General features: G+C 68.8%; 29 protein-coding genes. 10 read left to right on the forward strand and 19 right to left on the reverse strand.

Annotated elements, in window-relative coordinates; translation table 11 throughout:
• Positions 1–528, forward strand: a complete 528-nt coding sequence (locus C7H75_RS20585; protein ID WP_106851751.1) for an Rv0361 family membrane protein — start codon at positions 1–3, stop codon at positions 526–528.
• Between the two features lie 89 nt (positions 529–617).
• On the opposite strand, the gene fbaA is transcribed toward C7H75_RS20585, so the two are convergent.
• A complete protein-coding gene (fbaA, locus tag C7H75_RS20590) occupies positions 618–1,655 on the reverse strand; it encodes a class II fructose-bisphosphate aldolase (protein ID WP_064057645.1) in 1,038 nt (345 codons plus the stop codon).
• Positions 1,656–1,831: 176 nt separating this feature from the next.
• On the opposite strand from fbaA, the gene C7H75_RS20595 reads away from it, so the two are divergent.
• Both C7H75_RS20595 and C7H75_RS20600 read left to right on the forward strand, forming a co-directional pair.
• Positions 1,832–2,575 (forward strand): VTT domain-containing protein, encoded by a 744-nt coding sequence (locus C7H75_RS20595; RefSeq protein ID WP_175274640.1) that lies wholly within the window; start codon positions 1,832–1,834, stop codon positions 2,573–2,575.
• A gap of 2 nt (positions 2,576–2,577) precedes the next feature.
• Positions 2,578–3,240: a DedA family protein gene (locus tag C7H75_RS20600; protein WP_081184291.1), complete on the forward strand. Its 663-nt coding sequence runs from the start codon at positions 2,578–2,580 to the stop codon at positions 3,238–3,240.
• Between the two features lie 7 nt (positions 3,241–3,247).
• Here C7H75_RS20600 and C7H75_RS20605 read toward each other — a convergent pair whose 3' ends face one another.
• From C7H75_RS20605 to C7H75_RS20630, 6 genes are all read right to left on the reverse strand, one after another.
• A complete protein-coding gene (locus tag C7H75_RS20605; protein ID WP_022597810.1) occupies positions 3,248–4,369 on the reverse strand; it encodes a glycoside hydrolase family 76 protein in 1,122 nt (373 codons plus the stop codon).
• Positions 4,370–4,436: 67 nt separating this feature from the next.
• The gene (locus C7H75_RS20610; RefSeq protein ID WP_081184625.1) at positions 4,437–5,117 is read right to left on the reverse strand and encodes a TrmH family RNA methyltransferase; all 681 of its coding nucleotides are present in this window, start codon (positions 5,115–5,117) and stop codon (positions 4,437–4,439) included.
• Positions 5,118–5,134: 17 nt separating this feature from the next.
• Positions 5,135–5,749 carry a DUF6636 domain-containing protein gene (locus C7H75_RS20615; protein WP_175271991.1) on the reverse strand — a complete coding sequence of 205 codons (615 nt, stop codon included), beginning with the start codon at positions 5,747–5,749 and terminating at the stop codon, positions 5,135–5,137.
• Between the two features lie 65 nt (positions 5,750–5,814).
• Complete coding sequence (locus tag C7H75_RS20620; protein ID WP_084847616.1) at positions 5,815–6,606, reverse strand: SDR family oxidoreductase; 792 nt, start codon at positions 6,604–6,606, stop codon at positions 5,815–5,817.
• Positions 6,607–6,645: 39 nt separating this feature from the next.
• Positions 6,646–7,800, reverse strand: coding sequence for a hypothetical protein (locus C7H75_RS20625; RefSeq protein WP_084847781.1), 1,155 nt, complete (start codon positions 7,798–7,800; stop codon positions 6,646–6,648).
• A complete protein-coding gene (locus C7H75_RS20630) occupies positions 7,800–8,729 on the reverse strand; it encodes a metal-dependent hydrolase (protein ID WP_005517751.1) in 930 nt (309 codons plus the stop codon). The genes C7H75_RS20625 and C7H75_RS20630 overlap by 1 nt, the downstream gene beginning before the upstream one ends.
• Before the next feature lie 158 nt (positions 8,730–8,887).
• Here C7H75_RS20630 and C7H75_RS20635 point away from each other — a divergent pair, with 158 nt between their 5' ends.
• Both C7H75_RS20635 and C7H75_RS20640 read left to right on the forward strand, forming a co-directional pair.
• A complete protein-coding gene (locus C7H75_RS20635; RefSeq protein ID WP_106851752.1) occupies positions 8,888–9,517 on the forward strand; it encodes a TetR family transcriptional regulator in 630 nt (209 codons plus the stop codon).
• A gap of 27 nt (positions 9,518–9,544) precedes the next feature.
• Positions 9,545–9,991 (forward strand): hypothetical protein, encoded by a 447-nt coding sequence (locus C7H75_RS20640; RefSeq protein WP_041674431.1) that lies wholly within the window; start codon positions 9,545–9,547, stop codon positions 9,989–9,991.
• On the opposite strand, the gene C7H75_RS20645 is transcribed toward C7H75_RS20640, so the two are convergent.
• A complete protein-coding gene (locus tag C7H75_RS20645) occupies positions 9,988–10,725 on the reverse strand; it encodes a lysoplasmalogenase family protein (RefSeq protein ID WP_106851753.1) in 738 nt (245 codons plus the stop codon). The genes C7H75_RS20640 and C7H75_RS20645 overlap by 4 nt on opposite strands.
• Before the next feature lie 215 nt (positions 10,726–10,940).
• Between C7H75_RS20645 and C7H75_RS20650 the strand changes: the two genes are divergently transcribed.
• Entirely contained in the window at positions 10,941–11,387 is a 447-nt protein-coding gene (locus tag C7H75_RS20650; RefSeq protein ID WP_013417147.1) for a MarR family winged helix-turn-helix transcriptional regulator, read from the forward strand.
• Between the two features lie 29 nt (positions 11,388–11,416).
• The gene (locus C7H75_RS20655) at positions 11,417–12,661 is read left to right on the forward strand and encodes an MFS transporter (protein ID WP_106851754.1); all 1,245 of its coding nucleotides are present in this window, start codon (positions 11,417–11,419) and stop codon (positions 12,659–12,661) included.
• A gap of 121 nt (positions 12,662–12,782) precedes the next feature.
• Here the strand turns inward: C7H75_RS20655 and C7H75_RS20660 are convergent, their stop codons facing one another.
• The 4 genes from C7H75_RS20660 to galT form a co-directional block, all read right to left on the reverse strand.
• Positions 12,783–13,337 carry a nuclear transport factor 2 family protein gene (locus C7H75_RS20660; protein WP_041674432.1) on the reverse strand — a complete coding sequence of 185 codons (555 nt, stop codon included), beginning with the start codon at positions 13,335–13,337 and terminating at the stop codon, positions 12,783–12,785.
• 136 nt (positions 13,338–13,473) lie between these two features.
• Positions 13,474–14,592 (reverse strand): PucR family transcriptional regulator, encoded by a 1,119-nt coding sequence (locus tag C7H75_RS20665; protein ID WP_175279394.1) that lies wholly within the window; start codon positions 14,590–14,592, stop codon positions 13,474–13,476.
• A gap of 183 nt (positions 14,593–14,775) precedes the next feature.
• Positions 14,776–15,951 (reverse strand): galactokinase, encoded by a 1,176-nt coding sequence (galK, locus tag C7H75_RS20670; protein ID WP_106851755.1) that lies wholly within the window; start codon positions 15,949–15,951, stop codon positions 14,776–14,778.
• Entirely contained in the window at positions 15,948–17,063 is a 1,116-nt protein-coding gene (galT, locus tag C7H75_RS20675; RefSeq protein WP_233281803.1) for a galactose-1-phosphate uridylyltransferase, read from the reverse strand. Before galT ends, galK begins: the two co-directional genes overlap by 4 nt.
• A 154-nt stretch (positions 17,064–17,217) precedes the next feature.
• Here galT and C7H75_RS20680 point away from each other — a divergent pair, with 154 nt between their 5' ends.
• Positions 17,218–17,727: a hypothetical protein gene (locus C7H75_RS20680; protein WP_106851756.1), complete on the forward strand. Its 510-nt coding sequence runs from the start codon at positions 17,218–17,220 to the stop codon at positions 17,725–17,727.
• A gap of 81 nt (positions 17,728–17,808) precedes the next feature.
• Here the strand turns inward: C7H75_RS20680 and pyrE are convergent, their stop codons facing one another.
• From pyrE to C7H75_RS20705, 5 genes are all read right to left on the reverse strand, one after another.
• On the reverse strand, positions 17,809–18,342 hold the full coding sequence (gene pyrE, locus C7H75_RS20685; RefSeq protein ID WP_005517738.1) for an orotate phosphoribosyltransferase: 534 nt from the start codon (positions 18,340–18,342) through the stop codon (positions 17,809–17,811).
• An 84-nt stretch (positions 18,343–18,426) separates the two neighbouring features.
• Complete coding sequence (locus C7H75_RS20690; protein WP_037084887.1) at positions 18,427–18,972, reverse strand: LemA family protein; 546 nt, start codon at positions 18,970–18,972, stop codon at positions 18,427–18,429.
• A 70-nt stretch (positions 18,973–19,042) separates the two neighbouring features.
• Positions 19,043–19,714, reverse strand: coding sequence for a TtfA family protein (locus tag C7H75_RS20695; protein WP_013417154.1), 672 nt, complete (start codon positions 19,712–19,714; stop codon positions 19,043–19,045).
• A 62-nt stretch (positions 19,715–19,776) separates the two neighbouring features.
• A complete protein-coding gene (locus tag C7H75_RS20700; protein WP_022597838.1) occupies positions 19,777–20,664 on the reverse strand; it encodes a DUF5666 domain-containing protein in 888 nt (295 codons plus the stop codon).
• 38 nt (positions 20,665–20,702) lie between these two features.
• Positions 20,703–21,122: an Hsp15 family ribosome-associated heat shock protein gene (locus C7H75_RS20705; protein ID WP_005517730.1), complete on the reverse strand. Its 420-nt coding sequence runs from the start codon at positions 21,120–21,122 to the stop codon at positions 20,703–20,705.
• Between the two features lie 262 nt (positions 21,123–21,384).
• Between C7H75_RS20705 and C7H75_RS20710 the strand changes: the two genes are divergently transcribed.
• Positions 21,385–23,010 (forward strand): flavin-containing monooxygenase, encoded by a 1,626-nt coding sequence (locus C7H75_RS20710; RefSeq protein WP_022597840.1) that lies wholly within the window; start codon positions 21,385–21,387, stop codon positions 23,008–23,010.
• A 61-nt stretch (positions 23,011–23,071) separates the two neighbouring features.
• Here C7H75_RS20710 and C7H75_RS20715 read toward each other — a convergent pair whose 3' ends face one another.
• Positions 23,072–23,470 (reverse strand): DUF1801 domain-containing protein, encoded by a 399-nt coding sequence (locus C7H75_RS20715; RefSeq protein WP_005517727.1) that lies wholly within the window; start codon positions 23,468–23,470, stop codon positions 23,072–23,074.
• 94 nt (positions 23,471–23,564) lie between these two features.
• Complete coding sequence (locus C7H75_RS26025) at positions 23,565–23,708, reverse strand: hypothetical protein (RefSeq protein ID WP_005517726.1); 144 nt, start codon at positions 23,706–23,708, stop codon at positions 23,565–23,567.
• Positions 23,709–23,856: 148 nt separating this feature from the next.
• Between C7H75_RS26025 and C7H75_RS20720 the strand changes: the two genes are divergently transcribed.
• On the forward strand, positions 23,857–24,801 hold the full coding sequence (locus C7H75_RS20720; protein WP_013417158.1) for an alpha/beta fold hydrolase: 945 nt from the start codon (positions 23,857–23,859) through the stop codon (positions 24,799–24,801).
• Positions 24,802–24,850: the final 49 nt, after the last annotated feature.

Raw genomic sequence — 24,850 nt, forward strand, 5'->3', positions numbered from 1 at the left:
GTGCCCGACCAGAACGACAATCCGACCAGCCCGGCCGCCGGTCCGCAGCGCATCCGGCCGACGGCGCCGAGCACGAAGAAGGATCGGCGGCGCGGGGGCAACCGCGGTTGGATCGTCGCGTCGACGTTGGCGGTGGTCGGCGTCCTGGCCGCGCTCGGCGTGACCGGGTTCGTCATCGCCCGCACCGGCGCCCAGGACCCTGACGAGTCCCGCGTCCGGAACGCCGTCGACACCTTCGCGCAGGCCCTCGACTCCGGCAACCTGGGCGCCCTGCAGTCGTCGACGCGCGGCACGCTGGCGGACTTCTACCGCGACATCCCGCCCACCGACTTCGCCGGCGTGCACCGCGACGTGGTCGCGCACGGCGGTGTCCCGGTGGTCACGAGCGTCGACACCGTCCAGATCACCGGGGACACCGCGATCGCTCAGGTCACCGCGCACACCGAGGCCGATCCGTCCGATGCGTCGCCGCGCACACTCGACCTCGAGCGAGTCGACGGCACCTGGAAGGTGTGCGACCGCGAGTAGCGCACCGCCCCCGAAACGCGTTTTGCGCACTTATCGCGGGTTTCCCGTCCCGGGAACCGCGATAAGTGCGCAAAACGCGAAAAGGGTGACTAGCCGGCGGAGACGGAGCGTCCCGCGGACTTGAGGTCGTTGCAGGCCTCGATGACGCGGGCGGTCATACCGGCCTCGGCCTTCTTGAGGTAGCTGCGCGGGTCGTAGACCTTCTTGTTGCCGACCTCGCCGTCGATCTTCAGGACGCCGTCGTAGTTCGAGAACATGTGGCCGACGATCGGACGTGAGAACGCGTACTGCGTGTCGGTGTCGACGTTCATCTTCACGACGCCGTAGCGCAGCGAGTCCTCGATCTCCGACTTCAGCGAGCCCGAACCGCCGTGGAAGACGAAGTCGAACGGCTTCGAGCCCGCGGACAGACCCAGCTTGGCGACGGCCGTCTCCTGGCCCTCCTTGAGCACCTCGGGCTTGAGGACGACGTTGCCCGGCTTGTAGACGCCGTGGACGTTGCCGAACGTCGCGGCCAGCAGGTACTTGCCGTTCTCGCCGACACCGAGCGCGTCGACCGTCTTCTCGAAGTCCTCACGCGACGTGTACAGCTTGTCGTTGATCTCGGCCTCGACGCCGTCCTCTTCACCGCCGACGACGCCGATCTCGACCTCGAGGATGATGTTCGCGGCCTTCGACAGCTTCAGCAGCTCCTGCGCGATCTCGAGGTTCTCGTCGATCGGCACGGCCGAGCCGTCCCACATGTGCGACTGGAACAGCGGGTTCCGACCGTTGTTCACGCGCTCCTGGGAGATCGCGAGCAGCGGGCGCACGAAGGTGTCCAGCTTGTCCTTGGGGCAGTGGTCGGTGTGCAGCGCGATCGTCACGTCGTACTTGGCGGCGACGACGTGCGCGAACTCGGCGAGCGCGACCGCACCCGTCACCATGTCCTTGACGCCCAGGCCCGAGCCGAACTCCGCGCCACCGGTCGAGAACTGGATGATGCCGTCACTGCCTGCGTCCGCGAAACCCTTGATCGCGGCGTTGATCGTCTCCGACGACGTGCAGTTGATGGCGGGGAAGGCGAAGGAGTGCTCCTTGGCGCGGCCGAGCATCTCGGCGTAGACCTCGGGAGTTGCGATAGGCACGGCGGCTGTCCTCCATGTGACGGTTGATGGCGCGGCCGACTGTGACGGCGCGCCGGTTCTCTATGCAGTATGGCAACCCGTACGCGCCCCCGCCTCCCTTGGTGTCCGGACCGTGTCGGCTCACCCGGCCCGGTGGACTCAGCGGTCTCTCAGCGGCCGCCGGTAGTCTGGTGCGCGTGAATGTGCTGGCAGCCTCGGAGCCCGTGACCACGAATCTGGCATTGCTGCCGGGATTCCTCGATCCAGTGAATCTGCTGAACTCGTTCGGCACCTGGATGCTGATCGGCCTCCTACTGGTCGTCTTCATCGAGTCGGGTCTGCTGTTCCCGCTCCTGCCGGGCGACTCGCTCCTGTTCACCGCCGGTCTGATCGCGGCGTCGAAGTCGGCGGAGGTGGAACCGTTCGCACCGCTGTGGGTGCTGATGGTGACCATCCCGATCGCCGCGGTCCTCGGCGACCAGGTGGGCTACCTGATCGGCGCGAAGGGCGGCTCGGCCCTGTTCAAGTCGAACGACGCGAAGGTCTTCAAGAAGAGCTACATCGACGAGGCGCACGCCTTCTTCGAGAAGCACGGCCCGGCCACCATCTTCCTGGCCCGCTTCGTGCCGATCGTGCGCACCTACGCGCCGCTCGTCGCGGGCGCGTCGAAGATGAAGTACTCGACGTTCATCACCTACAACGTCATCGGTGGCATCGTGTGGGGCGCCGGCGTCACGCTCCTCGGTTTCTGGCTCGGCCAGATCCAGTTCATCGCCGACAACATCGACTACATCTTCATCGGCATCGTCCTGGTGTCGGTGGTCCCCATCATCGTCGAGGTGGGTAAGCGCTACTTCGGTTCCCGCAAGGCGCCGAAGACCTCTGTCGAGGGCGTCGAGCCCATCGAGCCCGTGCGGACCCCGAACGACCCCACCGCTTGACGATGACCATTGCGGCCGGCTCCTTCGGCCCGCTCGAATCGGCCGGTCCCGCACTGGTCTGGATCATCGTTCTCACGTTCGTCTTCCTGGAGTGCGCACTGATCATCGGGCTGTTCCTGCCCGGTGACTCGCTGCTGGTGACGGCGGGCATCGTGCTCGCGACGCACGAGGCGGGCGCGCAGCACACGTGGGCGCTGTCGGCCGGCGCGATGGGCGCCGCGATCGCCGGCAACCAGGTGGGCTACGCGATCGGAAAGCGCAGCGGCCACCATCTCGTGGCCCGTCGCAACGGCAAGTACGTCAATGCGGCGAACCTGCACAAGGTGAACGTGCTCCTCGACCGGCACGGCTTCTGGGCGGTCCTGGTCGCCCGCTGGATTCCCTGGGTCCGGACGCTGTGCCCGATGGTTGCGGGTGCCGCGAACATGGACCACCGGCGCTACACGATCGCCAGCAGCATCGGTGCGGTCGTGTGGGCGCCGGTGCTGCTGATGATCGGTTTCTACTGCGGTTCCCTGCTCGAACGGGTGCCGTGGCTGATGCCGCTCGTACTCGGGCTCCTGGTGACGCTGCTCGTGATGGGCACCGCCGCGGGAGTGTGGAGCTATCGCCGCGAGATGGCGAAGCCGGCCGAGGACGTCGAGGTCGACGACGTCCACAACTGACGCTCGGTCACCGACGCTTCGGGTATCCGGCCGCCGACACCAGGTACGCCGATTCCATCAGCAGCCAGCCGCCCAACTGCACCGACAGGTCCCGTTCGGCGATGTCCGACGGATGCACCGACCCGTCGGAGAACGTCGCGATCCCCGAACCGAGGCCGGGTAGCTGCGCGGGAATGCTCCAGTCCTTGCCGAACAGTGGCAGCTCCTCGACCTGGAGCCGGTTCTCCCACGCCGCCTCCGCCGAGCCGAGCACCAACTGCGCGGCGAGTTGCCGGGCGCGGACGTCCTCCGGGGCATCGCCGGGCAGCATGAGCGCCACCAGCGCCAGGTATCGGGCGAGCAGCCCGTTGAACAGGCCGCCGTCGCCACCTCCCCCGTCGCGGATCACCCCGCCGCGCGTCAGTCGCTCGTCGATCGCGTCGACCAGACGGTGCACCCTCGACAGGTGCCGGGGTGCGCCCATCCGGACCGCCAGCTCCGTCTCGAGGCTGAGCACCGTGCCCTGGCAGTACGAGTAGATGTTGCGTTCGATCGTGCCGTCGGACCGGATGCCGTCGAAGATCAGTCCCGTCTCCGGATCGCGGAGCGTCTCGTCGATCCAGTCCGCGATCGCCTGCGCCCGCCACAACCGGCCGAGCCGGGCGAGTACCAGTCCGGCCGGCCCGTTCGCCGGGGTGTTGAAGAAATCGGAGTTCCTACGCCACGGGATCCCACCGCCGGAATCGGGTGACCAGGCATCGAACAGTTGCGACTCGAGTGTCGACAGCGCTTTGCGGCTGTCGATCAACTGCATCCGCTGCGCACGTTCGAGCGCGAGCGCGAGCCACGCCATGTCGTCGTAGTAGTTGTTGGTCCAGCCCGAGATGTTCCGGAAGCGGTGACCGCGAATGAGCCGCGCGAGCCGACGCCGGCGGCGTGCGGTGGGGTTTCGTTCCGCGGCGTCGACGGTGCAGTTGATGAGGTTCGCCTGCCACCAGTAGTGCCAGTTGACGAACATCCGTTCGCGCCGCACCGCGGGCCACGCCACCACCGCGAGCGCGGTCCCCGGCATCCCCCACACGCGGCGAATGTGCCGGGTCATGACCGCCTCCTCGGCGGCGTCCGCCCGGGCAGACCATTCGCGCTGCATGCCCCGATCTTGCCTGGGCGCCGGTACTTTTGCTACCGGACTCGCTGGTATGTGCTGCGCGGTCCGGTCACCACGCCCGGCCGAGATCCGCGTGCTGACGGATCCAGGTGTGCATCGCGATTCCCGCCGCGACTCCGGCGTTGATGCTGCGGGTGGATCCGAACTGAGCGATCGACACCGTCATCGACGCGACCGCGTGCCCCTGCTCGGTGACGCCGGGCCCCTCCTGCCCGAAAAGCAGTAGGCAGTCCCGCGGCAACTCGACCGTCTCGATCGGTACCGACCCCGGCGTGTTGTCGACCGCGACGACCGTCAGCCCGTTCTCCCGCGCGAACGCGGCCAACTCGTCGAGATCGGTGTGGTGGACCAGGTGCTGGTAGCGGTCGGTGACCATGGCGCCGCGCCGATTCCAGCGTCGACGCCCGACGATGTGGACCGCGGCGGCCGCGAACGCGTTCGCGGTGCGCACCACCGTGCCGATGTTCGAGTCGTGCGCGAAGTTCTCGATCGCCACGTGCAGCGGGTGCCGTCGGGAGTCGATGTCGGCGACGATCGCTTCCCGCGTCCAGTAGCGGTACGCGTCGACGACGTTGCGGCGGTCGCCGTCGACGAGCAACTGCGGGTCGTAGCGCTCGTCGATCGGCATCGGCGTCTCGTGCTCGTCCGCCCACGGGCCTACGCCGTGCGGGTGCTCGCCCCACTCGGTGGGACCCGCCGCGTCTGCGTCGTCGGCGAGCGGGGAGTGCATCTTCGGTTCCTCGGTGGTCAAAACGTCTCGTTCGAATCGGGGGCGACGGTGAACCCGTGCCCGGTCTCGTCGTTGGTGCACGTCACCGACGACGCCGTCGTCGCGCAGGTGTACCCGAGCTTCGCGAGCGGGGTACCCGGCGCGAGGACCGGTTCGGTGCCGGAGCCGGACGTGTAGAGCTGCCCGCCCGAGCACATGAATGCGCCGCGTCCGGTGTCCTCGACGCGGATCCCGTTCCCCCAGCTGACCATGCAGTCCTCGGGCCGCGGCGGCACCGGTGTGGTGACGCCCTCGCAGCCGGCCTCGGTGCGGCCCGGCAGCCGCACGATCCCGCACGTGAAGGTGCCGTCGGGCGAGGAGAAGAAGTACGACTCGTTGCGCTGGAACTGCACGTCGGTGAGCGTCGTGGTGGCCGCCGCGGTGGTCGTGGGCGCCGTCGTGGTGGTCGTCGGGGCCGTCGTCGTCGTGGTGGTGGGCGCGGCCACGGGTGTCGTGGTCGTCGGCGCTGCGACGGTAGTGGTGGATTCGGCGGCCGGTGTCTGCGCCGAACTTCCGCACCCGGCAAGCGCCGGCACGGCGGTCAGCGCCGCGGCCACTCCCAGCCACGACAGAAATCCCCGACGCACACCCACTCCTGACCGATTTCTCGACGCCATCCGCCGTCACCGAACTCTAGTCGTCCACACCGGCACTCGATTCAGGCGCGGCTGAGTACCTTGTTCGACAGCCGCGCCAGCCACGAGGGCGAGATCCCCGATGCCGCGGCGAGGACCCGGGCCTGAGCGCCGACAGGGAAGTGCACCTTCGGGAACCGTCCCCGATTCCGGGTGGCGTCGAACACAGCCCGCGCGACGTGCTCCGGGGTGAGCCGCACGCCCAGCGACCGGGTGCTGCCGATGGACATCCCGCGGATCATCCCGGTCCGCACGAACAGCGGCCACACGTCGAGCACCCGGATGTCGTGGCCGCGCCACTCCAGTTCGAGTGCCTCCGTGAGTCCGCGCACCGCGAACTTGGTGGCGCTGTATGTCGCGAGTTCGGGCTGGCCGTAGATCGCCGACGCCGACGCCAGGTTCACCACCTGCGCTCCCGGCGTCTCCTTCAGGTACGGAAACGCCGTGTACATGCCGTTCATCATGCCGACGACGTTGATGTCCACCATCCGCCGCTGTGTCTCCAGGGGAACGTCCTCGAAGTGCCCCGACGCCAGGACACCGGCATTGTTGACGAGGACGTCGAGTCGACCGTTCCCCGCGGTGAACTCGGCCAGACGCAGCCGCCACTCGTCGGCGTCGGTGACGTCCAGGACGCCGGTGCGGGCCCGGCCACCCTGCGCGACGATCTCCTCGTGCAGGGAGCCGAGCCCGTCCTCGTCGATGTCGTATGCGCCCACGAAGTACCCGCGGCGCGCGAACTCGAGGGCGGTCGCGCGGCCGATCCCCGCCGCGGCGCCGGTGACGAACACGGTGGGCCGAGATGTCGCTGCCATGCCGTCAGGCTAGGCGCTGCGGGACGAAACCGTGTGCACTCAGGCCGAGTTGGTCACCGGACGCACGTCGGGGGCCGTGTCCCGGTCGGCGGTCGGGCGCGGCACGGTGAACGTCGCGGCGACGCACGCGATCGCGACGGCGAAGCATGCGATCGCGTACCAGATGTTGCCGATCGGATCACCGTTCGTGGTGACGCCGTCGACCGCCCCGAAGAAGTCGGGCAGGGCACTCAGCCACAACCCGCCCATCACCACGAGGTACACGACGGCGTAGATGCGGACGAAGTCGTTGGAGTAGGCCGGAACGTCGGAGGTCCTCGACCGCAATCGGGACCACTGCTTGACCAGCAGCGGCACCGCAACCACCGTGACGGCCACCAGTTCGGCCGCGTAGAGGACGCCGCGGACCGTGTCGCTGCCCATGCCGAAGACCGTGGCCGGGAGCGGCAGAACGAACACCCCGACCGACGCCACGAGGCCGACCACGACAGTGCGCCAGACCAATTCGAGCCCGGAGAAGTGCCGTCCCCCGTCCACGTGCCGGCCGACGAAGAACTGGACGCACAGCGCCAGCGACATCGGCCACAGCGCGGCGAACACCACCACACTCGGCAGCGGCACCGAGTCGAAGAACGGCAGGTTGACCTTGTTGTCGAGCGTCCACTCCCACCACCGCAGCTGCGGTCCGAGCTGGTCGAAGATCTCGTAGAACGCGTGGTGGACGAAGCCGACGCACACCGCGCCGAGGAACACCCCGTAGCGCCGGAACACGCCGAGCATGCGGACGAGCTCGAACGCCAGCGTGGCCATCAACGGATAGATCGCGATGATGTACAGCGGCAGTCTGCCCCACAGGAAGTCGACGGTGAACACGTTGTGCGCGAACATCGTGCCGAGGTATTCCTCGGTACCGAACGTGCCCGGGAAGTAGATGGGCGGCTCGATCACGAACAGGAACGCGGTGGCGCCGAACCACAGCACGAGGTTGGTGGGATCGCCGTGCCGGCGCAGCCGCACGATCGCGTACACGAGCGCCAGGACCGAACCGAGGACGATGGTCAGCTCGAGGACGGGCAGCGTCCAGTTCTCCAACGCCGCCGGGTTACGCAGCTCGAAGAAGCCGCCGGCCTCCTCGCACGAGAAGCCGAGCCGGGTCGCCAGGTCCTCGAACGTGGGCGTACACAGGTCCGACATCAGTTCACCCCCGACGACACCGGCGCGGCCGAGTACCAACGGGTGCAGTCGTCACCGGCGTCGTAGCGGGTGAACCACTCGTCGGCCAGCACCGGCAGGTTCTCGTGCGTCGGATTGTGGCCGGGCATCTGGCTGCGGACGGCGCCGCGCAGCGCGGTGAGCTGCTCGCCGATGGGGAGGCCGTCGAACGCGCGCGGCATCGGACCCTTGGTCAGGTACGGCGCGAGGGTGGTGAGCACCCGCTGCTTGACCCGGTGCCGCGCGAACATCGACAGCGAGTCGACCTTCCGCTCGGACAGCGGAACATGCTGGTTGAAGCCGGCACACGCGATGCGGATGGACTTCATGACGTGCGCGAAGATCGACGGCGCCATCCGCATCCGGTACAGCTCGTTGCCGACGATCGAGTTGTAGATGATCAGTGCCGAACTGCGGTGCTCGACCTCCTCGACGAAGTGCCACAGGAACAGCGACGCGACCCGGTCGTCGCCGGGCCGGAACAGGGTGGCCTCGTTGTCGAGCATGAGCTTGAAGACGGGCGTGAACGTCGCCTCGAGGTCGGCGGTGTACGCCAGCCGGTAGTTGATCGAAGTGCGCTCGGTCAGCAGATCGAACTCGCCGACGACCGCGTCGAGGGTGTTCTGCAGGCCCGGGTAGCTGCGGATCAGCCCGTTCACGTGCTGGCGGTGTGCAGTCGAGTGGTGGCCCTCCTGCCTCATGAACGCCACCGCCTCCTCCGCGACCTCGGGGTCGGTGATGAGGGGCTTGGCCTGCAGGATCAGCTTCACGATCATCTTCTCGAAGCCGATGGCCAGGAACGACACCGCGTTCGACATGCTCGACCAGGCCGGGTTGTCGGGGTTCCACAGGAACGGGACGTCCCCGTCGTCGAAGCCGAAATCCATCTTCCGGGGCTTGAGATCCGTCATGCGCACTTACCTCGTTCGTCGTCGGTGCGGGCCCGTCCGGGCAGGCCGGGGCCACGATCGCAGCAATCATACGATCGACTTGTCACTTGTATGATTGGTTTCGGCGAAATCGTCGCCACCTGCGCGGGGACCGGCCGCACGGCTGGTACGGTCCGGCCGTGGCACGCAGACGCGGATGGGGCGGCAAGCCGCCGGTCGACGACGACGAGGCCGCGCGGCGGATCGTCGCCGCCGCGGTCGAGGGGATCTCCCGCACCGGATCGGCCGTCAGCATCGCGGACGTCGCCGAATCCCTGGGCGTGATCAGGCAGACGGTGTACCGCTACTTCCCGAGCGCCGACGCGCTGATGCGGGCGTCCGCGATCGCGTCGGTCGGCGACTTCCTCGATCGCCTCACCGACCACGTGCAGGGGCGCCGCGATCCCGCCGACGCCCTGGTCGAGGCCGTCGTCTACACGCTCGACGACGTCCGCCGGACTCCGCACCTGGGCATCATGCTCTCGGGCGCGCACTCCCACACGGACGGCATCACGTCCGAGGAGGCGCAGGCCTTCGGCCTCACCATGATCAGGCGCTTCGACGTCGACTGGGAGCGGCACGGCTACGACGACGCGGCCCTGAGCGAACTCGTCGAGCATCTGTTGCGGACGATGCAGTCGTTCTTCGTCTCCCCCGGCAACCCGCAGCGCCCGGACGCCGAACTACGCCGTTACCTGCGGCGATGGCTCGCTCCGGTGATCGTCGCGCAGCCCGGTTACGACGCTGCCGGGCGCACTTCGGGCGACTAGGCTAGGTGGCGTCAAGAAGAGAAGGCCATGAATCACCCACGCATCGTTCGCACCGTCTGCTTCATCACCGTCGGCTACCTCATCGTGCTGTCGGCCTGGCTCGGCTGGCTCGTCGAGCACACTCCCGAGGGCACGATTCCGTACCAGATCGGCGGTCTTCTCGCGGCGTACGGCTCCACCCTCGGGCTGGGCATGATGTGGGCCGACCGCCCCACCCGGTCCGAGCGCAAACTGGCCAGGCACGGGATCGAGGGATGGGCGACCATCCGCCGCGCGCAACCGCTGCGCCGGACGGTCGACAACGGTCAGCTCACCGAACTCGATCTGGCGCTGACAGTGCCCGGATCCGAGTCGTACACCGGCACCGTGGTTTACGAGGTCGCGCGCGAGTTCCGCGAGCGCTTCGTCCCGGGCGAGACGATCTCGATCCGCGTCGACCCGCGCAATCGCGATCGAATCCTGATCTACCCCTAGCCTATTCGCTTCCGGGCGTGTCGGCCCAACTCGATCATCCCCTCGACGAGCAGCAGTTGCGCGGCCGCGTACGAGGCGAGGATCGCGCCCTCGGCCACGGCCCGCGTCTTCTCGCCGCGCAGGAAGAGCTTGCGCACCACGATCGTTCCGTCGGAGCCGGTGAAGAGGAGCCCGCCGAGGCCGAGCCAGCTGCGGCGGTCGCCGCGGTTGGGCATCGGCAGTCCCGCGACGTCCGAGGCGCCGGGCGCGAGCGCGGGATCGGCGGCGAGCGTCGCGGTGGTGCCGAGCAGCGCCCCGTACCCGGTGAGGGTCTTCGCGACGGCGGGAGCTTTCGCGTGCAACAGGGTTGACGCGCCCGCCCAGGCACCGAGTCGCGGGAGAACCGCCGCCCGCCGCGGCTTGGCGCCCCGACGGACCAGCAACGACGAATACGTCGTCTGCATGACGCCGAACGACGTGGCGCCGCGGCGCAGGCGTGCGTCGACGTCGGGGTCGATCATGAACACGTCGCCGACGGTGGCGGCGGCCAGGCCCGCCACGAGCAGCGCGGCGTCGGCGGTGTCCAGGTCGTCGCGCCGGCGCAGGACCCGGGTCGCGAGCGCGGGCGCGATCAACGGCTTCGCCACCTGCTGGACCCGCTCCCGTCCGGTGACCGCACCGAAGATCGTCGCCGCCGTCGCCCCGGCGAACACCGCATGCTCGAGTCCCCACTTCTTGCCGCTCGCGAATGCCATGCCCACTCCTCGTGTCCGATCCGGCACGACGGTCTTCGTTGGGAGCGCCGTGTCCGATTTCGCACGACCGTACCGCCGCGCCCCTCCCTTCCCTGCCTTTTCCCCTCCCCGCGTTTTGCGCACTTGTCGCGGTTTCCGGGCCGCCGAACCCGCGACAAGTGCGCAAAACGCGAGGGGTAGACATAGATAGTTAGCTTATGTAATTATTATCTTCCGTGAGTTCCACCGATCCGCAGTTCCGAGACCTGCTCGTCGAGCTGGTGAGCAACGCCCACCGGTTCACCCGACTCGCGTCGGCACTCTCCGTCGACGACCGCCCCCGGCCGTGGATGCGGGCACTGTCGCTACTCGAGGAGCAGGGGCCCATCCGGATCAGCACCTTCGCGCGCCTCGACCGCTGTTCCCAGCCGTCGGCGACGGCACTGCTCAAGCGCCTCGGCGAGGAGGGGCTGGTATCGCGCCAGACGGATCCCGACGACTGCCGGGCCGTCCTCGTCGGCATCAGCGACGACGGACGGCGCTGGCTCGCCGAGGCCCGCCACGAGGTCGCCGACGCGCTGACGCCACACTTCGCGCACCTCGAGCCGGAGCAGGTAGCCCGCATCTCGGACGGACTGGGTGAACTCCGGGCGATCATCCGGACCGCCGCAGCAGAGCGCTGACCACCACGACATCACCCGAGGAGGGATACGTGAGCACCACGACCGCACCGGCCGCGAGCAAGCCGAGCATCCTGCATCAACCGAAAGCGGTGTGGGCCGTCGCCTTCGCCAGCGTCATCGCCTTCATGGGCATCGGGCTCGTCGACCCGATCCTCAAGCCCATCGCCGAACAGCTCGACGCCACCCCGTCGCAGGTGTCGCTGCTGTTCACCAGCTACATGCTGGTCACGGGCGTCGCCATGCTGTTCACCGGCATGATCTCGAGCCGCATCGGCGCCAAGAAGACGCTGCTGTGGGGCCTGGCGATCATCGTGGTGTTCGCGGCGGCGGCCGGCACGTCGGACACCATCAACCAGATCGTCGGCTTCCGTGCCGGCTGGGGTCTGGGCAACGCACTGTTCATCGCGACCGCCCTCGCGGCGATCGTCGGCGCTGCCAGTGGCGGTGTCGCACAGGCGATCATCCTGTACGAGGCGGCGCTCGGCATCGGTATCGCCGTCGGACCGCTGGTCGGTGGAGTGCTCGGCAACATCAGCTGGCGCGCACCGTTCTTCGGTGTCGCGACGCTCATGGCCATCGCCTTCATCCTGATCATGGTGATGCTGCCCAAGGCGCCCAAGCCGACGCACCGGACCTCGCTGGCCGCACCGTTCCTCGCGTTGCGCCACCGCGGTCTGCTGACGGTCGCGATCACCGCGCTGCTCTACAACTACGGCTTCTTCACGCTGCTCGCCTACACCCCGTTCCCGCTGGACATGGGCGCGTACTCGATCGGCTTCATCTTCTTCGGCTGGGGTGTGGCGCTGGCGATCGCGTCGGTGTTCCTGGCCCCGCGCCTGCAGCGCCGCTTCGGCACGCTGCCGATGATGATCGCCGCCCTCAGCCTGTTCGCCGTCGACCTCGCGGCGATGGCACTGTTCACCGACTCCAAGCCGGCACTGGTGGTGTGCGTCGTCCTGGCGGGACTGTTCCTGGGCGTCAACAACACCCTCATCACCGAGACCGTGATGATCTCGGCGCCGGTCGAACGTTCGACGGCGTCGGCCGCGTACAGCTTCGTCCGCTTCGTCGGCGGCGCAGCGGCTCCGTACGTCGCCGGCAAGCTCGGCGAGCACAACGTCCACATGCCGTTCTGGGTGGGCGCCGGATGCACCGTCCTGGGCATCCTGGTCCTCGCCACGGGGCGAAAGGTGCTGGCGCACGTCGACGATCACGATCCCGAACCGCACAGCGTCGAGGAGGCCGTCGCCGTCACGGTCGGCGACGCCGACTGAGGTCGGTACCCTTCCACCCTCCCCCTCCCCCTCCCTGTCCCCCTCCCCCTCGCGTTTTGCGCACTTGTCGCGGAAATCCCGGTGCCCCGGGCACGACAAGTGCGCAAAACGCGTTCGGGGGTCAGGTGGCCGGGGTGTGCACCAGGTCGACGTACTCCTGCGGCAACTCCTCGAACGACAGCTTGGTGACGCTCGACGGGCCGGAGTGGTACGAGTCCTCGCCCTGGATGAGCCCGTCCTCGTCCACCGGCCACAGGATCAGCTGACGGAAGACGACGAGATAGTCGGCCGCCTCGTCGTCGACCGGGATGCCGATCTGCGCGGCATACGAGCCGGGGTGGATCTGCTTGAGGAAACCCTCGGTGACCAGGCAGTGGTCGTCGACGACGAGCCGGTCGAGCTCGTACTCGAGGATGTTGGTGCGGGTCGCGAGGAAGTCGATGTAATACGTCTTCACACCCTCGGTGCCCTTCGGCCCGACGTCCTGGCCGCCGTTCCAGAAGTGGTAGTCGGGAGCGGGATTCAGCGTCGCCATCAGCCGATCCAGGTCCGGGGCGGCCTCCGCCCGCATGTGCTCGATCACCGCACCGAGAACGACTCGGTGGCGGGCATCGGTGGTGACGGCGAGGCGCTGCTCGAGCAGTTCCCACGTGCGATTCGGGTCGATCACGGCCATGTGCGAATTCCTTTCCGATGAAACGAACTTCGCGACGATCGTCACCCATCGGACCCGTACCGGTCACCCGACGCGCGTCGACCGTTCCGCCCGTCGGGTCCGACGTGCGTCGGGCGTCGGGCGTCAGGCGTCGGGCTCAGAAGCCCGAACCGAACACCTCGGACGCCGCCAACTCGGTAGACGACAAGGCCATCCGCCGGATCATCAGCACCAGCGTCGCAGTGAACCGGTCCATCGAGTCCTCGAGGTTCCAGCCCATCTCGGCTTCCAGGTGCGCCAGTCGAGCGGCGACGGTGCTGTGATGGACGTGCAGTTCGGCGGCTGTGCGTCGCAGGGACCCGAACACGCAGAACGCCTCGAGCGTCGCCACGTCCTGGGCGCCGGACGCCGACGCCGCGATCGCGTTGATCCGGGCGACGTCCCGGTCGTTGAGCAGGCGTTCGAGGGGCAGTTCGACCAGCAGCTCGAGCGAACCGAGCCGTGAATACGCCACCGCCCGCCGGCCGTACCCGGTGGACGACGCGAACCGCAGCGCCCGCCGCGCCTGTTTCCACGACGTCGGCGCCGCATACACGCTCAGTCGTTCCCCGATCCCCACCCACGGGCCGCGATCGACGCCCGACGTCGGGTACGCGTCGGCCATCGCGGCGTGCAGACCGTCGGCGAGCGTACGGCTGTCGGCGCCGTCCTGCAGGAGCACGGCCGTGAGGTTGCCGACGTCGACGGAGCGGACCAACCGGCCCGCGCAGATCCGTGAGATCTGTTCGACAGCAGCGGTACTCGTGTTCGACGACACCGCCAGGACCCGAATGTCGCGCGTGGGATCGAGTCCGAGCAGACCCACCGCCCGCACCCGGTCCTCACGGCGCTCCTTGTCCGACAGCACCACCTCGAGCAGCGCGGGATCCCCCAGCCGCAGTGTCTCCGACGATCCGGAGCGCGCGGCCGCGACCCGCAGGGTGTGGCGGAGGCGGTCCAGCAGCACCGAGTCGAGGGGGCGTTCGGTGCCGTCGCGGTCGAGCCACACGCCGGGCTCCTCGGGGCCGCAGGCCGGTGGGCGCAGGTCGCCCCGGGGGTTCCCGAGCGCGTCGTAGCCGATCACGGTGCCGGACGCCCAACCCGCACCGACGGAGCATTCCGCGAGCAGTGCCGCCGCCCGCACGATGGTGTCCGCGTTGGCGGCCGACTCCCCCAGTTCGTCGAAGTAGGCGATGATCCGCAGCACAGACACCGAGTCGGAGCCCAGCTCCGACATCCGCACCCGTTCCTGGCTCACCGGCGCTCCGTTCCTCGACTGGACCGAGCATGCCCGGTCCCTGCAGGGAGGGGATCCCCGTCTCCCGGTCCACGGGATCCCGGCTCCCGCGTTTTGCGCACTTATCGCGCCCCGGGGCACCCCGGAAGGCGCGATAAGTGCGCAAAACGCGAGAGGGGGGCGTCAGAGCAGGCGGCGGGCGGGGGCCGAAGCGGCGACGACGGCGAAGGCCGGTTCGGGCAGGCCTCGGTCCGCGGCCAGGCGGCGGGCGGTGTCGATCGCGTCGTCGACCTTCTCTGCGGGGAGCAGTGCGATCGCGGAACCACCGAACCCGCCACCGGTCATGCGCGCACCGAGCGCCCCGGCGACCATCGCGGCCTCGACGGCGGTGTCGAGCTCGGGGCACGAGACCTCGAAGTCGCGGTGCAACGACATGTGCGACGCGTACAGCAGTCGGCCGAACTCCGCGAAGTCCCCGGATTCCGCTGCCGCCACCGCGAGCCGGACGCGGGCGATCTCGCTGATCACGTGCCACGCCCGCCGCCGCAGGACGTCGTCCTTCAGCGACCGGACCGCGTCCGCGCCCTCCCGCCCCCGATCGGCCAGTACGCGCAGCGACGCCACCCCGAGCCGACGCGTCGCCCGCTCCACCGCCGCCCGACGTTTCGCGTACTGCCCGTCCGCCAACCGGTGCGGCGCCCGGGTGTCGATCACCAACAGCGACAAATCCTCCGGGACGAACGGTACGTGCGACACTTCACCCGACGCCGAATCCAACAGCAGCGCAGTCCCTTCCGATGCACGCAGCGACGCCACCTGGTCCATTCCGCCGGTGGGGGCGAGCGCGACGTCGTTCTCGGCCCGCACGCACGCCGCTGCCAGGTCCGCCCGATCGGCGTCCGGAACCAGCGCGAGCGCGAGCGAACATTCGAGCGCCGCCGAACTCGACAGCCCCGCGCCGATCGGCACGGTGGACACGAACACGGCATCCACTCCGCCGAAATCGCCAGTGAGCAAGCCCTTCTCGCGCAGTGCCCAGATCACGCCAGCCGGGTACGACGCCCACCCCGCCGGCCGTCCGGGGCCGATGTCGGCGAGCCGGCCGTCCCACGGGTCGCCGTTCGACGACCGCAGCCGGATCAGCCCGTCGGTACGACGCGTCACCGCGACCGCGGTGCTGTGCGGCAACGCGATCGGCAGGCACAGCCCGCCCGCGTAGTCCACGTGCTCACCGATCAGGTTGACCCGACCGGGTGCCGCCCACACGCCGTCCGCGCCCACGCCGAACTCGTGGCGGAACGAATCCGTTACCGCAGTAGCGAGTTCGGCGTCGGAACGGGCGTCGAACCAGACCGTCACGGCGCGACCTCCCGGAATCGTGCGGCGATCCGCTCGGGGGTGGTGTCACTGATCCACGCGCCCATCCCGGATTCGGAACCGGCGAGGAACTTCATCCGGTGTGGCGAACGCATCAGCGAGAACACCTGCAGGTGCAGCCGTCCCAGGTCACGGCCTGCGCCGATCGGAGCCTGGTGCCACCCTGCGATGTACGGCAGCCGATCGACGCCGTCGAAGAAGCGGTCCAGCCGCCCGAGCACGTCGAGGTAGAGGTGCGAGAGCTCGTCGAGTTCGGCGTCGTCGAGCTCGGTGAGATCGGCGACGTCCCGGTGCGGCGCGACATGCAGTTCGACGGGCCACCGCGCCGCAGCGGGCACGTACGCGGTCCAGTGCTCGCCCTCGACCACCACGCGGGTACCGGCGCGCCGCTCGGCGTCGAGGACGTCGCGTAGAAGCGAACGCCCCGTGCGCTTTCGGTGCTCCTCGGCCTGACGCAGCAGCGCGGTGGTGCGCGGCGGCAGCGTCGGATACGCGTAGATCTGACCGTGCGGGTGCGAGAGCGTCACCCCGATCTCCTCGCCGCGGTTCTCGAAGCAGTACACCTGCGCGACGGACGGCAGCGCCGACAGCTCGCGTGTCCGGTCCCGCAGCGCCTCGAGCACGGTCCGCACGCGGGAGACCGGAAGCTGCGCGAAGCCGCGGTCGTGGTCGCCGGTGAAGCACACCACCTCACACCGGCCGTCGGCGGCGCGCTGCGGCCAAAGATGCTCGCCGTCAACGAGTCCCGGAACCTCCTCCGCCGCCGAACCCAGCGACGGGAAGCGGTTCTCGAACACCGCGACGTCGTAGTCGCCGGCCGGGATCTCGGTCGCCGGACGTCCGGGCCGCGTCGGGCACAGCGGGCACTCGTCGGTCGCCGGCAGGAAGGTGCGGTTCATCCGGTGCGCGGCGAGCGTCACCCACTCCCCCGTCAGCACGTCGAAGCGCATCGTCGACGCCGCCTCGACCGGTGCCAGGTCACGGCCGTCGTGCAACTCGCGTGTCACTACCCCACTTGCGTACGGCTCGGTGTCGTCGAAATAGATCAGCTCGCGCCCGTCGGACAGGCGTGTCCGCGTCTTCCGGATCGGCATCGGAACACGATATGCGACAGCCACTGTTCCGTCGCCGACCATCCGGTTTGGTGTCGCCGCGGGTTGTGTGTGAGCATGCTCGAGGCTGTTGCAACGTGACGGGGAGTCACGGGACGGCCGGGGGAACGAAACACATCAAAAACGGGGGATTCACATGAAGCTTCGCAGCTTTGCCGTGCGCGCATTCGGCGCCGCGGCCATCGCGACCGCCACCATCACGGGCGTCGCCACCACCGCGAGCGCCGCACCGGCACCGGCGCCGCTCGTGCACATGACGATCAACGGACCCACCCTTCCGGTGCTCGGGCAGAACGACTACTGCAACGGCCTCATCGACACCGTCGTCGAGACCGATCCGGCGCGACCGGGTCTCGCGACCATCGCGTTCACGCCGCGTGTCCTGAACGGTGTCGGGCCGGGCTGGGCGCAGAACCCGGTCTGCCGGCTGAAGGTCGCCGTCGGATGGAATTTCGGGATCTTCACCGGGCAGCTCAGAGATGTCGAACTCCTCGCACGCCAAGGCGAGACCGTCCGAACCGAGATCAATCCCGGTTCCGGGCTCGCGAGGCTGACGATGCAGGTGAGCCCGATCGGCCCCTGGTACAACGAACTGCGCCCGCAGGCGGGATACGGCGTCGTCAGCGCGTTCTTCCTCGTCCCCTGACCGGACGCCACTTACAGCTGAAGGGACCCTTTATGCGCCGCGAGCGCACGAAGGGTCCCTTCAGCTGTTGAGAAAAGGCGCCTAGCTCAGCCCCAGATCGTCGAGGCCCAGGAGCGAGCGGTACTCGAGGCCCTCGGCGGCGATGACGGCGTCGGCGCCGGTGGCGCGGTCGACGACGGTGGCGACACCGACGACGATGGCGCCGGCGTCACGCAGTGCCTTGACGGCGGTGAGCGGCGAGTTGCCGGTGGTGGTGGTGTCCTCGACGACCAGGACGCGCTTGCCGACGACGTCGGGGCCTTCGATCTGACGCTGCATGCCGTGTGCCTTGGCGGCCTTGCGGACGACGAACGCGTCGATCGGCCGGCCCTCGGCGTGCATGACGGCCATCGCGACCGGGTCGGCGCCCATCGTGAGGCCACCGACGGAGGCGAAGTCCCAGTCGGCGACCAGTTCGCGCAGCAGCTTGCCGATCAGCGGTCCGGCCCGGTGATGCAGGGTCGCGCGGCGCAGGTCCACGTAGTAGTCGGCTTCCTTGCCGGAGGACAAGGTGACCTTTCCGTGCACCACCGCCAGCTCGCGCACCAGCGCGGCGAGCTCGTCGCGATCCGTCATCGGCCGCTCCCATCATCGTTCGAAGTCAGTGACTTTTCGTCGTGTCGAGCCTAGCGAGGCGGCCAGGTCACGGCGCTGGCGGCCCTATGCGGCCTGCTCGGCGGCGGACGCGTCGTCCGCGCTCGTGGGCATCTGGAGTGTCGCCGCCTCGAACAGCGGTGCCGCGGCGATTCCCGCGGGCCGCGCGAGCAGCGACGCGGGGAACGTGCGCAGCGAGTCGTTCAGTTTGCGGGCCAGATCGTTGTAGACGGTGACGGCGCCGGCGAGACGCGTCTCGGTCTGGTCGATCTCGTGTGCCGGGCGGACGAACGCCCAGTCGCGGCGCAGCGCGGGATAGCTGCGCGCGGTCCCCATCAACGACGCCAGCGCGGCGGAGAGAGCGTTCTCGGCGCCGGCCTGTCGGCCGAGGTCCAGATTCTCCTCGCGGACCCGCATCGCCAGGGAACGCGCCCCGGTGACCGTGCTGACCAGTTCGCGGCCCACGGTGTCCGCGACGGCGAGCACGAGACCGGGCACGTACTCGCAGCGACGGTCCTGTTCCACGTGGATCAACGACAGCGCGGTGCGCAGATTGGCGTCGAGGCGGCGCAGGTTCCGGTTCACCGACGCCAGCCAGGCCACAAGAATCACAACAACAACAAGAACAACACCCGACACAGCAACCACAGCTGCGGAATCTACTGAAACAGGATCCGAGCCGCTATTCGGGAACGGGTTCAGGGGCGATCGGACGGCCGGGATCGTGCGCGGCGGGCTGCATCGCCGGCGGTTCGACGGCCGGCGGCAGCACACGCAGCATCCCCGACAGCCGGGCCACGACCTCGATCGCGGCGTCCCAGTCGCGGCCGGTACTGCCGATCGGGAGCGAACCGAGCGTCCATTCCCCCTCGCTCCACAGCATCTGCAGCTGCGGCGGCACCGACTCGGTGAACGCCACCATGCGCTGATCGCACACGCGGCGCGCGATCTCGAGATCGGTCGCGAACACGACGCGCGGGCCGATCGCGCCCAGCAGGTTCAGGTCGCTGTCGCGCGGCGGAGGCGTCGACTTCAGGCGCAGATCGATGTCGACGTCGGAGCCCACCTCCCGGTGCACCGCGACGATCGTCGCCGTGTCCTCGAGGTCGAACAGCACGAACTGCTCGCCGCGGCGGACGCCGCGCACGACGTCCACGGCGCCCAGGTACTCCTGCTTGGCGAGGGCCGCCCGATGCCACTGCGACGGCAGATGCTCGTCCGCGGTGTTGTAGGTGTACCCCTGCGCCTTCGCCCAGATCTGCCGCACCCGACCGGTCTGGTCACGACGCGAACGATCGACATAGAGCAGCACGACAGCACCCGCGAGCGCTATCACTGCCAATCCGAACCACATAGCCGTCATCGAGGGTCAGCCTAGCCACTCCCGGCGCACTTCCGGGCATCCGGTGCCGCGAGTCAGTTACCGAACTCGGGAAGCGTGGTGCCGATGATCAACTTCGCGGTGAGGGTGCCGTCCTTCACCTTGTCGCCCTGCACCAGCACCGACTCGCCGGGCTTCAGTTCGGCGATGCTGTTCGCGGTCAACGAGATGAGCGAGGTGTCGGGCGTGGTCTTGACGGTGATCGTGGTTCCGCCGAGCCCGTCGATGGTGAGAGTGCCACCGTCGTTGGCGGTGATCGTGCCCATCGCCGTCCCGGCGTTGCCGATGACGTCACCGATGCCACCGGGCAGGTTCTCGAAGGGCGAGGTGGTCTCGGGTTCCGTCGTCGGCGCACCCGCACGGGGCGGGACGGCAGGCGCCGAGGTCCGCGGCGAGGGCGCGGCCGCGGTGTCGCTCTCGTCGGAGTTCCCGTTCAGCATCAACCCGACGATCAGGCCCAGCGCCAGCAGCACCACGCCGGCGCCGACCGCCGCCCACAGTCCCACCCGGCGTCCGGGCTTGTTGCCCGGACCGTTCTCGAGTGGCGGGACCTCACCGGTGGGTGGCTGTCCGGGCGGCGGGTAGCCGCCCGGCGGGTAGCCACCTGCGCCGTAGTAGGTCGGATACGCCTGTGTCGCGTTCGGCGGCGCGGCCTGCGGGTCGTAGCGCGGGTCGTACGCCGGATACGCCTGCGTCGGGTACGCCTGCGTCGCCTCGGGGGCCTGCGCGCCGTACGCCTGGTACGGGTCGGCCGTGTAGTACTGCTCGGTCGGCTGCTCCGGGGCCGGCGTCCCGACCGGCCCGAGCTGCTGGGTCGGGCCGTCCGCGGGGCGGGCCCACTGGACGGTCTCGTCCGGCGCCTGCTGCTCGGCCGGGTCGTATGCGCGTTCCTGCGGAGTGCGCGGATCCTCGGGGTTGGTCATGGGGCGGGCCTGCTCTCTTCCGTCCGGGCGCCGACAGTTCAGGGTAGATCCGGATTCTGAGATCCGTCTGAAGCCCGCGAGCCGCGGAATTTCTCCATGTCCCGGCGCTCGCGTTTGGTGGGCCGGCCCGCGCCCCGGTCACGCCGCGGGATCGACGCGATCAACTCCGGCGACGGCGGCGGCGGGCTGTTGTCCTGCAGGCACTCGGCCGCGATCGGCGGGCCGACCCGTTTCGCGACCGGCCGGACCACGACGACGATCCGTTCGCGCCCGGCGATCCGCACCCGCACCTCATCCCCCGGCTTGACCTGCACCGACGCCTTCGCGGCCGTCCCGTTCACCCGGACATGACCGGAACGGCACGCCGACGCGGATTGCGAACGCGTCTTGAACAGCCGCACCGCCCACATCCAGCTGTCGAGGCGGGCACTCGTCGGATCGGGGTTCGGGGTCGGCACGTCGCCCAGGCTACCGAGGCTCCCGTGGGCCGGAATCGTCCCTCGTGGTGGGAGCCTGCCGCGCCTGCACCGGGGCGGCATCCGCCCTGCAAGAAGCCGGTTTCGTCGCTCGCCGAAAGTCCCTGTTCCAGGGAAACGACCCGCTGGGCGGGACGGTCCGCTGTCACGTGGTTCACACGGCCATAGCGTGAATTCATCGCAAGAACCGTGAGGTCTGGTCCGATCCGGGCCGGCAGCTCACGCTCGTGGAAGGACAGTTTTCGTGAACGGACAGGATTCGGCACTGGGGACCACCGCTTCGTTCGACGTCGTCGTGGTCGGCGCGGGCGTCGCGGGACTCTACGCGGTACACCGGTTCCGTCAGCAGGGTCTGACGGTCCGCGCCTTCGAGGCCGCGTCCGGCGTCGGCGGCGTCTGGTACTGGAACCGCTACCCCGGCGCCCGCTGCGACGTCGAGTCCGTGGACTACTCGTACTCGTTCTCCCCGGAGCTCGAGCAGGAATGGGACTGGAGCGAGAAGTACGCCACCCAGCCGGAGATCCTCGCCTACCTCGAGCACGTCGCCGATCGCTTCGATCTGCGCCGCGACATCCAGTTCGACACCCGCGTCACGTCCGCGACCCTCGACGAGGAGACGCTGCGCTGGACCGTCCGCACCAACCGCGGCGACGTCGTCTCGGCGCGCTTCTTCGTCGTCGCCGCGGGTCCGCTGTCGAACGCCAACACCCCCGACTTCGACGGCCTCGACACCTTCGCCGGCGACGTCTTCCACACCGCGCACTGGCCCCACGACGGCGTCGACTTCAACGGCAAGCGGGTAGGGGTGATCGGCACCGGCTCGTCGGGCATCCAGTCGATCCCGCACATCGCCGAGCAGGCCGACAAGCTGTTCGTGTTCCAGCGGTCGGCGAACTACAGCGTCCCCGCCGGCAACGCCCCGCTCGACGACGCCACCCGCGCCGAGCAGAAGGCCAACTACGCGGAACGACGCCGGCTGTCGTGGGAGTCCGGTGGCGGCTCGCCGCACCGCGCGCACCCCAAGCTGACGCTCGAGGCAACCGAGGAGGAACGCCGCGCCGCGTACGAGGAGCGCTGGAAGCTCGGCGGTGTCCTCTACTCCAAGACGTTCCCCGACCAGCTGACCGACCAGGCCGCGAACGACGCCGCCCGCGAGTTCTGGGAGGAGAAGGTCCGCGCCGTCATCGACGATCCCGCGATCGCCGATCTGCTCATCCCCGACGACCACGCGATCGGCGCCAAGCGCATCGTCACCGACAGCGGCTACTACGAGACCTACAACCGCGACAACGTCGAATTGGTCAATCTCAAGGCCACCCCGATCGTCGGCATGGACGCCGCGGGTGTCAACACCACCGAGGCCCACTACGACCTCGACGCGATCGTCCTCGCCACCGGGTTCGACGCCATGACCGGCTCGCTCGACAAGCTCGACATCGTCGGCCGCGGCGGGCAGTCGCTGAAGGAGAAGTGGGCTGCCGGCCCCGAAACCTACCTCGGTCTCGGCATCGACGGCTTCCCCAACTTCTTCAACCTCACCGGGCCCGGTAGCCCGTCGGTGCTGGCGAACATGGTGCTGCACTCCGAACTCCACGTCGACTGGGTCGCCGACGCGATCGCCTACCTCGACGACCGCGGTGCCGCGGCGATCGAGGGCACACCGGAGGCCGTGGCCGACTGGGTCGAGGAATGCCGCACCCGCGCCGAGGCATCGCTGCTGAACACCGCGAACTCGTGGTACCTCGGCGCCAACATCCCCGGCCGCCCGCGGGTGTTCATGCCGTTCCTCGGCGGCTTCGCCGGCTACCGCCAGATCATCACGGAGGTCGCCGATTCCGGCTACAAGGGCTTCGCGATCCTGGAGGGGTGATCGCTGCATGACGGCGGAGGCCCGGCACCTGTGGTGAGGTGCCGGGCCTTCGCCGTATCCATTACTTCGACAGGTTCAGCTGCACAGCAGCCCGCACGAGGGCCGCGAACGCCGCACCGTCGATCTCGTCGTCCTCGTGGAAATCGATGGCACGTCGGGTGTTTCCCTCGAGGCTCGAATTGAACATCCCCGTCGGGTCGTCCAGCGATGCACCCTTGGCGAACGTGACCTTGACGATCTTCTTGTACGTCTCGCCGGTGCAGATCATCCCGGCGTGGGACCACGTCGGGACCCCGCGCCACTTCCATTCCTCGACGACCTCGGGATCCGCGCGGTGCACCAGTTCCCGGATCTCGGCGAGCTTCTCGCCGCGCCAGTCACCCAGTTCCTCGATGCGCTGATCGATCAGGTCGGACGGCGCGAGCACACCGTCGGCGTTCTTCGAACTGTTCGTGGCCATGTCGCGGTCGCTCTCTGCGCGTGGGGTTCTCCGGTCACCCGAGTATCGACGACGGCGGGGCAGACCGCACCACGAATCGGAGCGAAAGCGGTTGTCAGAAAGGATGCCCCGTGATGAGACCCAGAAGCTGGAGTGGCATCGCCAGGAACATCGAGCCGACGTAGAGCGGATACCGGATCGGGTCACCCGCGAGGTACCCCTCCGCCAGCCAGGACGTGATATCTGCAGCCGATCCCATTCGTGCACCCCTCCAGTAGTCGGTTCACCCTGCCTGTCGGCGATGCGGGTCCGAACGTTTCAGTCCACGCATTTCACGTTACGGCCGGTACCGCTCGTGCTAGGTTCCCCCGAGCGGTCGGGACGTCACACCGAGACAGGGAGCTCACGTGCGAAAGTTGTTCGCAGGACTTGCAATAGCAGCCTCGACCATACTCCTGGCAGCGGGTACCGCGCAGGCCGCGCCGACCCCGCCGCTCGCTGTGCCCGACGGCTTCTTCTCCGGCATCCCGCCGGAGCTGATCAATCCGGCCGGCTCGCTGCCCGGCTCCAACGACTTCTCGTGCAAGCCCACCGCCGAGCATCCCGAACCGGTGATCCTGGTACACGGCACCGGCGGTGGGCAGCAGACCAACTGGGGCAAGTACGCGCCGCTGCTCGCCAACGAGGGCTACTGCGTGTTCGCCCTGACCTACGGTGGGGTGCCCGGGATGCCGTGGCCGGTGAGCGCGATCGGCGGGATGCTGCCGATCGAGCAGAGCGCGCAGCAGTTCGGGCAGTTCGTCGACCGAGTGCTCGCCGCGACCGGGGCGTCGAAGGTGAATGTCGTCGGACACTCACAGGGCACGTTGATGCCCAGCTACTACCTCAAGTTCCTGGGCGGTGCCGACAAGGTGGACAAGTACGTATCGCTGGCGCCCCTGTGGAAGGGCGTCGACGCGCTCGGTGTCTCGCAGCTGGCACCGGCCGTCAAGCGTGCGGGGCTCGAGCAGGTGCAGGCCGACACGGTCGAGAAGCTGTGCGGGGCATGCTTCCAGATGGCGGCCGGTACCGACTTCATGAACAAGATGAACGAAGGTGGGCCGTACGTGCCGCAGGTGACGTACACCAACATCATGACCCGCTACGACGAGGCCGTCGTCCCGTACACCGCCGGGTTCGTCGAGGCCCCGAACGCCACCAACATCGTCGTGCAGGACGGCTGCGCACTCGACTACGCCGAGCACGCGGGCATCGCCGCCGACCCGATCGCAGCCACGCACGTGCTCAATGCGCTGGACCCGGCGAATCCGCGTCCGGTGCCGTGCTTCTTCGTCCCGCCGTTCACGGGCTGAGGCCTTCGGCCCGTGCGCCTTTTCGGTAGTGCGTACTACCGAAAAGGCG

The sequence above is a fragment of the Rhodococcus (subgen. Prescottella) equi genome, from assembly GCF_003013675.1.
Taxonomy (GTDB): Bacteria; Actinomycetota; Actinomycetes; order Mycobacteriales; family Mycobacteriaceae; genus Prescottella; species Prescottella equi.

Bases quoted from the DNA above. Each gene is read 5' to 3' on its own strand.
- C7H75_RS20600 (WP_081184291.1), top strand. From the start codon at position 2,578: ATGACCATTGCGGCCGGCTCCTTCGGCCCGCTCGAATCGGCCGGTCCC.
- C7H75_RS20605 (WP_022597810.1), bottom strand. From the start codon at position 4,369: ATGCAGCGCGAATGGTCTGCCCGGGCGGACGCCGCCGAGGAGGCGGTC.
- C7H75_RS20610 (WP_081184625.1), bottom strand. From the start codon at position 5,117: ATGCACTCCCCGCTCGCCGACGACGCAGACGCGGCGGGTCCCACCGAG.
- C7H75_RS20620 (WP_084847616.1), bottom strand. From the start codon at position 6,606: ATGGCAGCGACATCTCGGCCCACCGTGTTCGTCACCGGCGCCGCGGCG.
- C7H75_RS20625 (WP_084847781.1), bottom strand. From the start codon at position 7,800: ATGTCGGACCTGTGTACGCCCACGTTCGAGGACCTGGCGACCCGGCTC.
- C7H75_RS20630 (WP_005517751.1), bottom strand. From the start codon at position 8,729: ATGACGGATCTCAAGCCCCGGAAGATGGATTTCGGCTTCGACGACGGG.
- C7H75_RS20640 (WP_041674431.1), top strand. From the start codon at position 9,545: ATGAATCACCCACGCATCGTTCGCACCGTCTGCTTCATCACCGTCGGC.
- C7H75_RS20645 (WP_106851753.1), bottom strand. From the start codon at position 10,725: ATGGCATTCGCGAGCGGCAAGAAGTGGGGACTCGAGCATGCGGTGTTC.
- C7H75_RS20660 (WP_041674432.1), bottom strand. From the start codon at position 13,337: ATGGCCGTGATCGACCCGAATCGCACGTGGGAACTGCTCGAGCAGCGC.
- C7H75_RS20665 (WP_175279394.1), bottom strand. From the start codon at position 14,592: ATGTCGGAGCTGGGCTCCGACTCGGTGTCTGTGCTGCGGATCATCGCC.
- galT (WP_233281803.1), bottom strand. From the start codon at position 17,063: ATGCCGATCCGGAAGACGCGGACACGCCTGTCCGACGGGCGCGAGCTG.
- C7H75_RS20680 (WP_106851756.1), top strand. From the start codon at position 17,218: ATGAAGCTTCGCAGCTTTGCCGTGCGCGCATTCGGCGCCGCGGCCATC.
- pyrE (WP_005517738.1), bottom strand. From the start codon at position 18,342: ATGACGGATCGCGACGAGCTCGCCGCGCTGGTGCGCGAGCTGGCGGTG.
- C7H75_RS20695 (WP_013417154.1), bottom strand. From the start codon at position 19,714: ATGTGGTTCGGATTGGCAGTGATAGCGCTCGCGGGTGCTGTCGTGCTG.
- C7H75_RS20700 (WP_022597838.1), bottom strand. From the start codon at position 20,664: ATGACCAACCCCGAGGATCCGCGCACTCCGCAGGAACGCGCATACGAC.
- C7H75_RS20715 (WP_005517727.1), bottom strand. From the start codon at position 23,470: ATGGCCACGAACAGTTCGAAGAACGCCGACGGTGTGCTCGCGCCGTCC.
- C7H75_RS26025 (WP_005517726.1), bottom strand. From the start codon at position 23,708: ATGGGATCGGCTGCAGATATCACGTCCTGGCTGGCGGAGGGGTACCTC.